Below are 12,044 nucleotides of genomic sequence, written 5' to 3' on the forward strand. Positions count from 1 at the left end.
TCAGACCTCCCCGATGGCCTCCTCCGGGCTGAGCTCGGCAGCGCGGGCCGCGGCGTCCGCCCGGCGTCGGGTCCAGGGCAGGGACTCCCCCACCGCGTGCGCCATGCCGTGGCCCTTCCAGACGAAGGCCAGCACGCCGATCACCAGCACCCCGGCGCCGACCCAGAACGGCAGCACGTCGCTGATCGGGTGCAGCAGACCGGCGATCACCGGAGCCGGCGCGGCCAGTCCCCAGCGGATCAGGTTGAACGCGGCGGTGGTGGTGCGGCGGTCCTGGCCACCGATGCCCAACGCGAGGTCGGTGAGGTTCGCATTCGCGATGCCCATGCATACCCCGGCGAGCACCAGCACGATGATCGACTCCGCCGTGCCCGCCGAGGTGGCCAGCAGCACCAGGGTGATCAACAACCCGCCGATGGCGGTGCCCACGGTGGCGACTGCGCCCATCCGGTGCGCGAGTCGGTGCCCGATCACCAAGATGCCGAGCGCCAGACCCACCCCCCAGGCGGTGAACACCAGACCGAGCGGGATGACGTCCAGGCCCAGGAACACCGGGGTGTAGCCGAGCACGATGAAGAACACGAAGTTGTAGGCACCGGTCACCACGCACAGGGTGCGGAACGCGGGCCGCCGGAACGGTGCGAGCACATCACCGATCCGCAGCGGTCCGGGGGCGTCCGCGGGGTCCTTCAGCCGGGTGATCGACACCGCGAGCGCCACGATCATGAACACCCCGCAGGCGGCGAAGGGGATGCGCCAGGAGATCTGGCCGAGCAGTCCACCGAGCAGCGGTCCGACCGCGAACCCGAGACCGACGCAGGTCTCAAAGAGTTCCACCACCCACTCGCGGTCGTTCGCCAGCGCGACCAGCAGCACCATCGCGGTGGCGAAGAACATCGCGTTGCCCAGACCCCACAGTCCGCGCAGCACAGACAGCTCCAGGATGGTGCCGGACGCAGCGGCGAGGATCGCGGCGACCGCGACCACGGTGACCCCGGTGGCCAGAATCTTGCGGTATCCGAACTTCCCGGTGGCGATCACAGCCGGGATCATCCCGACCGCCATCACCAGCAGGTAGGCCGTGAACAGCAGCTCGATCTGCCAGGTGGATGCACCGATCTCCTGGCCGATTACCGGCAGGATCGGGTCGACGATGGCGATGCCGGCGATGGCGAAGAACGCGGTGAGAGCGGTGGCGTAGATCGCGGTCTTATTCGGTTCAGCGTGGCGGCTGGGCACAACTCTCCTCGGACAGCACGACAATGGGATTACCTGCATCATACAGCCGTCTCGTGAGAACTGCGTGCCACACTGACGCCATGGCTCAGGACCCGTCCGTCAGCACCATTGAGGCCGAGGTGGCAATGCTGCTGCGACTCTCCGAGCGCAACCGGCGGTCTTCGGCTCGGCGACAGGGTGAGATCGACCGCTCCGCCTACCTGGTACTTGGCGTCCTCACCAGTCAGGGGCCGTGCAGCGTCAACACCATCGCCGACGCCCTCCGCCTAGACCCGTCCACAGTGACCCGCCAGGTGCTCGCGATGGAACGGGCCGGTCAGGTCAGCCGCAGCGCGGACACCGTCGACCGCCGGGTCACTGTGGTCTCCCCCACCGAATCCGGGGTGCACGCACTGGAACGCAGCCGGGAGATCCGCGCCGGCATCTACAGCGAGATCCTCGCCGCCTGGACCCCTGAAGAGCGGGCTGCACTCGCCACCGGCCTGCACCGACTGAATCTGGATCTGGACGACTGGGGCCGTCAGCACGCAGGCTGACTCAACACCGAGACCGAGGTCACACCGCCTCAATCAGTAAGGCTGCCCTAAGCTCGACGTCGGTGGTCCGCACCGGATCGCCCGCCAGCCGAGGGAACGGAACCGCGATGAGCGCGCCCGCACAGCAGACCGCCGGACACCGGGGCGGGCCCCGCGGACCCAGGCCCGGGATGCCCGCCGTCGTCCGCGCCACCGAGCGGATCACGCCGGAGATGGTGCGCCTCACCCTGGCCGGACCGGCACTGAGCACTCACTACCGACACAACCCGCACGCCGACTGCTACGTGAAGTTGCTGTTCCTGCCCGGCTCGCCGGATCACACCGGTGCAGCCACCCTCGCCCAGTGGGCGATGCCCGATGGCCGGATCGACCTGGATGCCGCCCGCGCCGCGCTCCCGGCGGAGCAGCAGCCCCGGATGCGCACCTACACCGTCCGGGACTGGGACGGGGAGCGCATGCTGATCGACCTGGTGGTGCACGGCACCGACGGCCTGGCCGGGCCATGGGCCGATCAGGCGCAGCCCGGAGAGACGGTGCTGGTGGTCGGACCCGGCGGCGGCTACTCCCCCGACCCGACCGCCGACCACCACCTGCTGGCCGGTGACGCCAGTGCACTGCCCGCCGTGGCGGTCGCCCTGGAACGTCTACCGGAGAACGCCCGCGGCCATGCGGTGATCGAGGTGCTGGGCCCGCAGGAGGTGCGGCTGCTCACCGCACCGACCGGGATGGACGTGCACTGGGTCATCGCCGAACCTGGCGCCCCCGGAGCCGCGCTCATCCGCACGGTGCGCGACCTACCGTGGCCTGAGGGGCGGGTGCAGGGTTTCGTGCACGGTGAGGCCGGAGCGGTCCGGGAACTGCGCCGCTACCTGCGGGTGGACCGTGGTGTGCCGATCACCGACCTGTCGATCTCCGGGTACTGGCGGCTGGGCGGCGACGACGAGGCCTGGCGGGCGAGCAAGCGCGAGTGGCTGCGGGCCATCGAGGAGTCCGAGGCCGAGGCGGGCGTCGCCTAGTCCGTCACCCGCCAGGGCGAGCCTTCGGCCGTGTCCCGGGCCTGTGCGACCACCCGCACCGCGTAGGTCGGGACCGCGCCAGGCACCGTGCCCAGATACTCGTGCCCGGTCATGTGACACCACACCGGCAGGTCGATCGGTGCCACCGGGTCGACCGTGCTCAGATGCACCACATCGCCCGCGGGCAGCTCGGCCACCCGGGCACGTAGCAGCACCAGCAACCGGGCACAGCCCAGGTCGCCGCCGTCCAGCTGGTGGGTGGTCACCGCGCGAGGCTATCTGGCGGACCTTGACCGGCGCGGCACACTGGGACAATGAACCAGCGCCCGACCAATGTGTCGATCACCATGCCGCCGGAGCAGGTCACCGGAGTGCACGCGGACTTTGTCAGCGCCTGGCACACCCAGGACGTGTTCGTGCTCGACTTCGCCGCGGTGGTGGGGCCCGGGCGTCCTGCTGAGGGGCCGGACGGGCAGCCGATCACGCAGGTGGACGCCCAGGTGATCTCCCGGGTGAAGCTGCCACCGAGTCAGGTGTTCGAGATCATGAAGGCATTGGAGCAGCAGCTGTCCGCGTGGGAGGCCGAGACCGGTCACCGTGCGACGCCGCCGTCACAGTGACTCCTCCCGGGCGGCGATGACCCGGTCGATGGCGTCTTTCTCCTCCTCGGTGAGTGAGCCGAGCCGGGTGCGGACCACGTCGATGTCGACCCAGAGATCCAGGGCCAGCTCCTCCTCGCTCATCGCCCAGACGATCGCCTCGGCCAGCTGATCCACCGGGACGAGCTTCGCGGCGGCGACCTCGTCGATCCGGCGTTCCACCGCGGGGGTCTGACAGCCGGTGTCCCCCGCCCGCAGGTGCTCCAGCTCGTGAGCGATGGTGGAGCGACGCTGGGCCTGGCGCTGCCGCCGGTCCATCCAGACCGTCTCGCCGTCACCGAGCGCGAGCACCCCGTCGGGAAGCTCGACCCATTGCACGTCCACATGCGTCATCGCACGCAGCGCCCGCCACGGGTGGTACATCTCCATGGGTTCGACGCTATCCCTGCGCGCCGACATCGATGCTGGTCAACGCCTCACTCCTGAGCGTCGGCCGGGCGGTGCAGCGCACCCCGCCGGGCGGCGGCGGCCCCGACCTCGGGCACCGGCTTCCGGCGGCGCGCGTCCAGCTCGTCGAGCAACGCCGGGGCGGGTACCTGGACGGCCTCACGGGCGGCGAGGCGGTGCGCGAGCTCCCGCAGCAACTCATCGTCGGGCACCCGGGAGGCGTCATAGACGACCACGGTGCGACCGACCGGAATGCCCATCGCCTCCCCGACCACGCCGAGCAGGACGTCGCGGTCCACCGAGAACGCGGCGGCGAGTCCGTCGATGGTGTCGCGGGCCGGGAGCATGCGCAGCTCGTCCCGGTCGTCATTGAGCAAGTTGCTCAGCACCTGCTTGGACACGCCGGAGCGCTTGGCGAGCTCGACCGGCTTCCAACCGCGGCGGTCCATCTCGCCCTGGACGTACTGGCGGAGCGCATGCATCGGGGTTCCTTCCCTGGGACTCGACCGGTGACCGGGAGAGGGCCGGGCCGGGCGGTGCGAGGACCCAGGCTAGTCACACCTGGGCGATCCCGCGTCAAGCAGTGCGCGACCGAGCCGCGCGTGCCCACTGTGCAGGAGACGAGGGGTTGACGTCAACCATAGGTGGACTTCGAGTCGCCTTCTGATTGACATTAAGCCACCTCGCTCGGGACACTGGGGGCAACATCCGCACCGATCACCCAGGGGGATCCATGCATCTGCGCGACGCGCACCAACTCACCCGCTACCTGCACGCCGGCGGGCTCAGCCAGGCCGATCTCGGCCGCGCCGTCGGCGTCTCACGCCAGTTCATCCACATGCTCACCACCGGCGCCCGGCGAGGCTGCACCGGCCCGGTCGGAGCTCGCATCGAGGAGGCCCTGCACCTGCTCCCCGGCACTCTTTTCGCGCCCAGCGAGTCGCCCGATGGGCGACTCGGAGTCAATCGATGATTCCACAGCGCCAGTCCCGCGACGCCGTTGAACCCTGGCAGCACCACGGCGCCTGTGTCGGCCGCTCTCCTGCCCTGTTCGAGCCCGACGACCGCGGCACCCCGCTGCCCGACGCCTGGGATCTGGCCCGGCGGATCTGCGCCGGCTGCCCGGTGCGGGAGATCTGCCTGGCAGACGCCCTCGACCCCGAACGTCGCGCCGACTTCGGGATGCGCGGCGGTCTGACCCCGGCCGAGCGCCGCGCCATGCGGATGGCCTGACCACCCGCGCCCATCGACCGACCACTGTGGAGGAGATTCATGACCCACTGCCTCACCGACTGCCGCACCACCGGAGCGCACGACACCGGCTGCACCGCACCGAACTGTCGTGGTTGCCTACCTCGACCCGCTGACCACGGACGACTCTGCGCCTGGTGCTGGTCGCGTCTGGTCGACGCCCTCAACCAGGTGCCCACCCTGATCGACCGCCTTCGCGAGATCGGTGAGCCCACCACTCGTTCCCGCGCCCTGGACCGTGCTCCCCGCGGACATGCCGACCCCAGCACCCTGTCTGTGCTGCCCCCGGCCTGGTTGGACGCCGACGACCTGCTCGGGCTGCTCGACTCCTGGGCCGACCTGATCCTGGACGAGCACCCGCATGCGGCGGCCCGGATCGGCGACCGTGCGAGCTGGCTGATCGGCTACCTGCCCTGGTGCGTGCAGCAGGAATGGGTCGGAGATCTCCGCCGCGAAGTGTGCGAGACCGTGGACACCCTGCGCCGCCGCTACCCGGCCGCGGACGAGTCGATCCGCCCCCAGCAGGTGGATCGCCCGTGCCCGGCATGCGGGCTGTTCGCGCTCTACCGCACCCCGCCGCAGGCCCCGGGCGACCCGGTGCGGGTGGAATGCTCCGACCCGGATTGCGCGCGGGTGTTCACCGAGGACGAGTGGGAGGCGATGTGTCGATGACCGAGCAGTGGGCACGGGTCGACGACGCCGCCCGGGCGGTCCGAGTCCGCCCCGGGACGATTCGGGTCTGGGCCACCCGCGGCAAGGTCCGCACCGACGTCTTCGCAGGTCGGAGGGTGGTTCATCTCGGCGACGTGCGCCGGGCGGAGAAGAATTGGCGCGATCGGATCACCGCCCCGTAACGTCATTGGCACGCGGAGCTCTGCCCGCAGGACGATCCCACCGAAGCCCCGACCTCGACCTCACGAGGCCGGGGCTTCGTCGTACCCGGACCCGTCCGCACCGACATGCGCGGATCGCATGTCGCCTCTTTCCATCTACCTCAAGGAGGACGCCTGCCATGGCCACCCCCGAGTACATGCAGACGAACAACACCGAGCTGGTCCGCCTGGTCAAGAACGGTGCGATCTTCATCCGCAAGGCCGGCAGCGCCACGCCGCCGACCGGCGTGGACTGGACCCCGACCGAGGCCGATGGCCGTCTCGGCTACTACTCCGACGCCGGTTTCACCCTGTCCGCGGTGCCTGGCGACGAGACCACGATCTCGGCGCACAACGGGGACAGCGTCTTCGCCGAGTTCGCCCCGGGCTACTGGACCCTGACCTTCTCCGGTCTGGAGGCCAACGCGCAGAACGCCGAGGCCTACTTCGACACCGAGATCGCGGCGGACGGCTCCCTGGAGGTCACCTCGGCCGCCGCCTCCCGCCGGTACGACATCGTCACCGTCGGGCTCGACCAGAACGACGCGCTGGTGCTGGTGCACTACCCGAACGTGCAGATCAACGCCCGCGAGGACATGGCCTTCAACCGGACCACGCTGCTCGCCTACGGGATGACCTTCCGGACCTTCTCCGGCGGCGCGGACGCCCCGTACCACTTCAAGGCCTGGGGCTTCGTGCAGGAGCAGCTGGAGAACCCCAGCACCGTCGGCTGAGTCCCACCCCCGCATCCCCGCCGGGCCGACTGACGGCAACCAGTCGGCCCGGCGGTTCCCGTTGCCGCGTTGCCCGCACCACCAGGAGCACCCCATGACCGACTACCTCGAGATCTCCCCCGCCAACGACATCGTCTCCAGCACCGACCTGTTCCGGTTCACCATCGACGGCGAGCGATTCGAGCTGCCTGCCCTGATGTCCGCGGACATCCCGCTCGGCCTGATCCCGGTCGTGCTGACCCTGCGCACCGAGTCCGCATCCGACTCCGACACCCAGCTGCGGGTGATCGGGGCCTTCGTCGGATGGTTGCAGGAGGACCAGCCGAAGCTCTGGCAGGTGATCAAGCGGCAGCAGACCCCGCTGGCGTGGGTCGGCGGCCTGTTGGCGCAGTGGGCGGAGCACTCCCGGCTGGACCCCACTCCGCCGGTCTCTGGGCGCTGATCCGAGACCACCGACCGGCGCTGGAATACGACTGGCGCACGCGCTTCGGCCTGGGTCTGACCCCGTTCCTGCGACGGGAGATGACCTGGGCCGAGGCGTGGGCCCTGACCTCTCAGATCCTCCGCGACCCCGACTCCCACACGGTCGCATCGCTGCTCAACTGGTCCTACGTGCCCGGCTCGGCCCGCCAGATCGGCGTGGACCTGTTCGAGGGCTATCTCAACGCACACCGGGGCAAGCACACCCGGCCGCAGTCGCTGCCCCGTCCGTGGACCGCCGGCACTGCACCGGACTCCGGTCCGCTGCGACCTCTCACCGAGGAGGACCGCGCCCAGCGCGCCCTGCTCGACGACCTGCTCTTCGGCCGATCCGCCGCGGAGCCCACCGAACCCGGGGGCGGAGCCACACCGCCCTCGCCCTGACCCAAGGAGGGCGGCGTGAGCGAGAACGCCACAGTCACCACCCAGGACATTTTTCCCCGCAGTGTCTCCAAGGAGGTGGAATCCGGCATCGCCGGAGCATTCGACCGCGCGGTGAGCGCGGCCAAGGGGAGCTTCGACAAGTTACTCGACGCCATCCCGGACGGGGTGAAGGAGGCGGCTGCCTCCATCCGGACGATCGTGCCACGGGCCGCCGAGGAGGCGATGCAGCTGTGCGCCGCCGCCTTCTCGAAGTTGGGCAGCCTCGCGTCCACGGGGCTCGGTGCCGCACTCGGTGGCCTGTCCGCCCTGGGCGGCAAGATCTTCGCTGATGTGTCCTTCGGCGATGCCTTCGGGCCCCTGGACGAGTCGCTGAGCCGGATCGGGACCAACCTGACCTCCGGCCTGATGCCGGCCGCAGAGTCGGCGCTCGGTGGGCTGGTCGGCATGCTCGGCCCGGTCGAGGCGGCCGCCCAGAACGTCGGTGACCAGTTCGCCGCGCTCGGCTCCGGTGCGCCGATCGCCGAGGTGCTGCCGCAGGTGGCCGAGTCCGTGGCAGCAGCCCTGCCCGGTCTCGCCTCCGCTGCGACCGAGATGGTCACCACCCTGTCCAGCACCGTGTCGGAGGTCGCTCCGGCCCTGCTGACCGCGGTCGCTGACCTGCTGCCCCAGGTGGCGACCACGCTGATCGGGGCGCTCCCGGGCATCGTCACCGCCGGGCTCGACCTGTTCAACGGCCTGGTCACCGCCCTGGCCGACACACTCCCGACTCTGATCGACACCCTGGTCGGGGAGGTACTGCCCCAGCTGATCACCACCCTCGGTGGGATGCTGCCGCAGCTGTTGGAGTCGGCGCTGACCCTGTTCACCGCCCTGGTCACCGGTCTGAGCACCATGCTGCCGCTGCTGATCGACTCCCTGGTGAACGAGGTGCTGCCGACGCTGATCGACACCCTGGTCACCGTCGTGCTGCCGGGGCTGCTGGACACCCTGGTGACGATGCTGCCGCAGCTGGTCACCGGCGCGTTGGACCTGTTCCTGGCGCTGGTGGAGGGGCTGAACACCGCCCTGCCGACCCTGGTCGACACCCTGCTCACCGTCGGTCTGCCGACCCTGCTCGAGACGCTGATGACGATGCTCCCGCAGCTGATCCTCGGGGCGATGGACATGTTCCTCGCCCTGGTGACCGGGCTGACGCAGATGTTGCCGACCCTGGTCGACACCCTGCTCACCGTGGTGCTGCCGAACCTGCTGGTCGCCCTGGCCACCATGCTGCCGGAACTGATCACCGGGGCGGTGACCATGTTCTTCGGTCTGATCGACGGGCTCGCCCAGGTGGTCCCGCAGCTGATCCAGGCCGTGATCGGGATGCTGCCCCAACTGGTGGCGTCCCTGGCCACCGGGGTGATGCTCATGCTCGCCGCCGGTGGTGACCTGATCCGCGGTGTCTTCCAAGGCATCGAGCAGGTCTGGCCGACCGTTCGGGACTGGTTCGCCGGGCTTCCCGACCGGATTCTCGGCTTCGTCGGTGACGCGGGGAGCTGGCTGCTGGATATCGGCGGCAAGATCATCGACGGCCTGATCAACGGGATCTCCAACGCCTTCGGCCGAGTCCGGGACGTCTTCACGAACCTGACCGACCTGATCCCGGACTGGAAGGGGCCGATCAGCCGGGACAAGGTCCTGCTGGTCGGTGCCGGTCGCCTGATCATCGGCGGACTGGTGGACGGGTTGGAGTCCGAGTACGGCGCCGTGGAGCACTCCCTCGGCCGGCTCACCGCGTCGATCGCCCCCACCGTCGAGGCCTCCATCGGGGCCGTCGACATCCCCACCCCGTCGCGGAACACCAACCGGACGGGCACGACATTCAACATCACGACGCCGGACCCGCTCGCCGCTGCTGCGGCGGTGGCGCGCCGGCAATGGCTGCAGGAGGTGTGATGCGACCGCTCTCACGTGAGTACATGACCATCGGCGATCTGGTGATCAGTGGCCGGGACGACGAGGCCGGGGTCAGCATCGTCCTCGGCGACCTGGACGGGGCGGCGGGTTCGCCCGCGCCCACCCTGGCCACCACCCAACGGTCGCTCGGGCACGGGGTCTGGACCGGCGGGTCCTACCTCGGGGGCCGGAGCATCGCCGTCTCCGGCTGGATCCACGGCGACGACCCGGAGGCCGCCGCCGCGGGCCGGGACCGCCTGAAGTCCGCGATCACCCTGGATCGCACCGATCTGGTGCTGGTGGACGGAAAGGACCGCCGCTCGACCACGGTCCGCCGTGACGGCGAGGTGATCGTCACCCGGATCACCGACCGAACCTTCAGTTGGTCCGCGCAGGTGATCGCGGAGGACCCGCGCTGGTACGGCGAGTGGCAGGAACGCTCCACCGGAGTGCCGACCTCCACCGGCGGTCTGGCCGTGCCGTTCACCGTCCCGGTGGTGATCGCCTCCACCGTGACCAGCGGTGAGGTCTCGCTGATCAACGCCGGGACGATCGCCGCACCGGTGACCGTCCGATTCGACGGGCCCTTGACCGGACCGTCAGTGCGGCACACCCGGACCGGGCGCACCGTGGCACTGTCCTCGGCGCTGGAACTCGCCGAGGGCGAGCACCTGATCGTCCAGATGGACACCCGTCAGGTCCTGGCTCAGGGCACGGCCTCACGGTCCCGACTGCTGACCCGGCGGGAGTGGTCCGAGGCGCTGCCCGGGGAGAACACCTGGGCGTTCACCACCGCCACCGCCGGACCGGGTGCCCGGATGACCGTGACCACGCGATCGGCCTGGGAGTGAGCATGGGATACCAGTGGATCGCCACCGAGCTGCGCACTGGCCGGATCATCTGCGACCTGCCCAGCTTCGCCGTGCCCTCGGTCTCGGTACGACTGTGCGACTACAGCACCGCCAACGGCACTCTGCCGGTGACGCAGGCCCCGGCCGAGTGGGAACGGGCCACCGCACCGCTCGGATCAGCCCTGGTCCTGCTGGACGACGACGGCGACCCGGTCTGGGGCGGGCTGGTCCTCAAACGGATCCGCTCCGCCGACGATCAGGTCACGATCACGCTCGCCACGATGGAGACCTATCTGGGCCGCCGCTATCTGGGCACGCTCAGCTACACCGCACGCGAACAGTGCGCTCTGGCCGCCGACTTGGTCACCCGATCGGTGCTCGACGGCTCCATCGCGCTGCGGGTCCAGACCCGGCCAGGCCACACCACCCGGACCCGCAGTTGGACGCACGACTCCGACACCACGGCCCTCGACGCGCTGGACGACCTGGCCTCAGCTGCCGGTGGTCCGGAGTTCACCGTCCGGTGGGATCGGGAGACCGAGGCGGACGGCACGCTGCGCTACGTCCCGGTGCTGGAACTCGCCGATCGGATCGGGTCCGCCGCCGGGGCCCAGCCACCCGCCGCTGTGCTGGACCTACCCGGGGCGCTCAGTGACCTCCAGATGGTGGAGGACTGGGCGGAGGGCAAGGGCGCGAACCGGGTGATCGCCACCGGCAAGAGCGCGACGTCCGGTGGCACCCGTCCCGAGTCGACCCCGCAGGTGCACGACGACCCCGACCGCCCGACCGTCGAGCATCGCTGGTCGCCGGGCAGCGCGACCTCCACCGCTGTGCTGAATGAGGCCGCCGCCGGGGCGCTCACCGTGCTGCGGGACGGCGCGCAATCCCTGGCGCTGACCGCCCGGGCCGACCGCCCCCCGCTGCTCGGCACCGACTGGGCTCTCGGGGACGACATCGGCTACCACGTCGACCCCGGTGTGCCGTCCTTCCCCCGCGGGCTGGACGGCGTCGCCCGGTGCATCGGTTGGACGCTCGACCTCGACCCGGCAGCGCCCACCGTGGTGCCCGTACTCGCCGACACCGAGGCCCTGATCACCATCGAGGAGGACTGACATGCCCGGCGGAATCGCCGCACACCATCCACCCGGTGAGGACCATCTGACCCGGCAGATCGCCGCGCTGCGCACCGAGCTGCGTCGACTCCGGGCCGAGGTCGCGACCACCGTTGCCACCGCGAGCGGGGTGACCGCACGTGTCACCGCGAGCGCCGTGGCCGCCCGCACCGTTGCCCCGCCAGCCGCGACTACCGTCGACGGGTTTGCCGCCGACACCGCGGTGGGTTTCACCGGTCCGGTCCTCGCGCTCCCGGTCACCGGTCAGGTCCGGGTAAGCATCGACTGCGACCAGGTGCTGATCGACCCCGGGACCGGCTCCGCCACCGCTGGGCTGGCCTGGGGCGTCGAGTCGGCTGACGGCTCCGATCTCATCCCGCTCCACCCCGGGCCGGGTTCTCGCTCAGCTCTGCTGCGCACTGACGCCGGTGTGATCGGTGGCTCGTTGTCCCGCTCCGGCACCACCGACGGCACCGGTGATCGCCTGGTCGCACGGGCGTGGGTCCACTGCACCGACCCCGCCGCCACCGTCACCTTCGGCCCCTGCACCCTGCGGGTCGACCCGCTCTGACCACCCTTCCCCTT

At 70.4% G+C, this 12,044-nt stretch carries 18 protein-coding genes; 14 read left to right on the forward strand and 4 right to left on the reverse strand.

Translation table 11 applies throughout. The features are described 5' to 3' along the window. Window positions 1-1,239 carry an MFS transporter gene (locus AB0N78_RS08900; RefSeq protein WP_363388640.1) on the reverse strand — a complete coding sequence of 413 codons (1,239 nt, stop codon included), beginning with the start codon at window positions 1,237-1,239 and terminating at the stop codon, window positions 1-3. Window positions 1,240-1,319: 80 nt separating this feature from the next. Here AB0N78_RS08900 and AB0N78_RS08905 point away from each other — a divergent pair, with 80 nt between their 5' ends. Together AB0N78_RS08905 and AB0N78_RS08910 are read left to right on the forward strand one after the other, a co-directional pair. After that, window positions 1,320-1,775, forward strand: coding sequence for a MarR family transcriptional regulator (locus AB0N78_RS08905; protein ID WP_363388643.1), 456 nt, complete (start codon window positions 1,320-1,322; stop codon window positions 1,773-1,775). 107 nt (window positions 1,776-1,882) lie between these two features. Next, on the forward strand, window positions 1,883-2,791 hold the full coding sequence (locus AB0N78_RS08910; protein ID WP_363388646.1) for a siderophore-interacting protein: 909 nt from the start codon (window positions 1,883-1,885) through the stop codon (window positions 2,789-2,791). Here AB0N78_RS08910 and AB0N78_RS08915 read toward each other — a convergent pair. After that, window positions 2,788-3,057 carry a sulfurtransferase TusA family protein gene (locus tag AB0N78_RS08915; protein ID WP_363388649.1) on the reverse strand — a complete coding sequence of 90 codons (270 nt, stop codon included), beginning with the start codon at window positions 3,055-3,057 and terminating at the stop codon, window positions 2,788-2,790. The two genes, AB0N78_RS08910 and AB0N78_RS08915, sit on opposite strands and share 4 nt — an antisense overlap. A 48-nt stretch (window positions 3,058-3,105) precedes the next feature. Between AB0N78_RS08915 and AB0N78_RS08920 the strand changes: the two genes are divergently transcribed. Then, window positions 3,106-3,411, forward strand: a complete 306-nt coding sequence (locus AB0N78_RS08920; protein WP_363388652.1) for a DUF3467 domain-containing protein — start codon at window positions 3,106-3,108, stop codon at window positions 3,409-3,411. On the opposite strand, the gene AB0N78_RS08925 is transcribed toward AB0N78_RS08920, so the two are convergent. Together AB0N78_RS08925 and AB0N78_RS08930 are read right to left on the reverse strand one after the other, a co-directional pair. Beyond that, a complete protein-coding gene (locus AB0N78_RS08925; RefSeq protein ID WP_363388655.1) occupies window positions 3,403-3,819 on the reverse strand; it encodes an ImmA/IrrE family metallo-endopeptidase in 417 nt (138 codons plus the stop codon). The genes AB0N78_RS08920 and AB0N78_RS08925 overlap by 9 nt on opposite strands. Window positions 3,820-3,866: 47 nt before the next feature. Then, on the reverse strand, window positions 3,867-4,319 hold the full coding sequence (locus AB0N78_RS08930; RefSeq protein WP_363388658.1) for a helix-turn-helix transcriptional regulator: 453 nt from the start codon (window positions 4,317-4,319) through the stop codon (window positions 3,867-3,869). Window positions 4,320-4,570: 251 nt separating this feature from the next. On the opposite strand from AB0N78_RS08930, the gene AB0N78_RS08935 reads away from it, so the two are divergent. The 11 genes from AB0N78_RS08935 to AB0N78_RS08985 all read left to right on the forward strand — a co-directional run bounded on the left by AB0N78_RS08935 (window position 4,571) and on the right by AB0N78_RS08985 (window position 12,030). Then, the gene (locus AB0N78_RS08935; RefSeq protein ID WP_363388661.1) at window positions 4,571-4,810 is read left to right on the forward strand and encodes a helix-turn-helix transcriptional regulator; all 240 of its coding nucleotides are present in this window, start codon (window positions 4,571-4,573) and stop codon (window positions 4,808-4,810) included. Continuing rightward, window positions 4,807-5,070, forward strand: coding sequence for a WhiB family transcriptional regulator (locus AB0N78_RS08940; RefSeq protein ID WP_363388663.1), 264 nt, complete (start codon window positions 4,807-4,809; stop codon window positions 5,068-5,070). Before AB0N78_RS08935 ends, AB0N78_RS08940 begins: the two co-directional genes overlap by 4 nt. A 189-nt stretch (window positions 5,071-5,259) precedes the next feature. Next, window positions 5,260-5,760: a hypothetical protein gene (locus tag AB0N78_RS08945; RefSeq protein ID WP_363388666.1), complete on the forward strand. Its 501-nt coding sequence runs from the start codon at window positions 5,260-5,262 to the stop codon at window positions 5,758-5,760. Continuing rightward, a complete protein-coding gene (locus AB0N78_RS08950; protein ID WP_363388669.1) occupies window positions 5,757-5,942 on the forward strand; it encodes a hypothetical protein in 186 nt (61 codons plus the stop codon). The genes AB0N78_RS08945 and AB0N78_RS08950 overlap by 4 nt, the downstream gene beginning before the upstream one ends. 158 nt (window positions 5,943-6,100) lie before the next feature. Next, on the forward strand, window positions 6,101-6,694 hold the full coding sequence (locus AB0N78_RS08955) for a hypothetical protein (protein ID WP_363388672.1): 594 nt from the start codon (window positions 6,101-6,103) through the stop codon (window positions 6,692-6,694). 94 nt (window positions 6,695-6,788) lie between these two features. Continuing rightward, a complete protein-coding gene (locus tag AB0N78_RS08960) occupies window positions 6,789-7,136 on the forward strand; it encodes a hypothetical protein (protein ID WP_363388675.1) in 348 nt (115 codons plus the stop codon). An 80-nt stretch (window positions 7,137-7,216) separates the two neighbouring features. Continuing rightward, the gene (locus AB0N78_RS08965) at window positions 7,217-7,558 is read left to right on the forward strand and encodes a hypothetical protein (protein ID WP_363388676.1); all 342 of its coding nucleotides are present in this window, start codon (window positions 7,217-7,219) and stop codon (window positions 7,556-7,558) included. A 15-nt stretch (window positions 7,559-7,573) separates the two neighbouring features. After that, entirely contained in the window at window positions 7,574-9,496 is a 1,923-nt protein-coding gene (locus AB0N78_RS08970; protein ID WP_363388679.1) for a hypothetical protein, read from the forward strand. Beyond that, window positions 9,496-10,347, forward strand: a complete 852-nt coding sequence (locus AB0N78_RS08975; protein ID WP_363388682.1) for a hypothetical protein — start codon at window positions 9,496-9,498, stop codon at window positions 10,345-10,347. The genes AB0N78_RS08970 and AB0N78_RS08975 overlap by 1 nt, the downstream gene beginning before the upstream one ends. Window positions 10,348-10,349: 2 nt before the next feature. Next, on the forward strand, window positions 10,350-11,459 hold the full coding sequence (locus tag AB0N78_RS08980) for a hypothetical protein (RefSeq protein WP_363388685.1): 1,110 nt from the start codon (window positions 10,350-10,352) through the stop codon (window positions 11,457-11,459). Window position 11,460: 1 nt separating this feature from the next. Further along, window positions 11,461-12,030 carry a hypothetical protein gene (locus AB0N78_RS08985; RefSeq protein ID WP_363388688.1) on the forward strand — a complete coding sequence of 190 codons (570 nt, stop codon included), beginning with the start codon at window positions 11,461-11,463 and terminating at the stop codon, window positions 12,028-12,030. The last annotated feature ends 14 nt before the right edge of the window (window positions 12,031-12,044 follow it).

It is taken from the genome of Cellulomonas sp. NPDC089187 (assembly GCF_040685135.1).
Classification (GTDB): Bacteria; Actinomycetota; Actinomycetes; order Actinomycetales; family Cellulomonadaceae; genus Cellulomonas.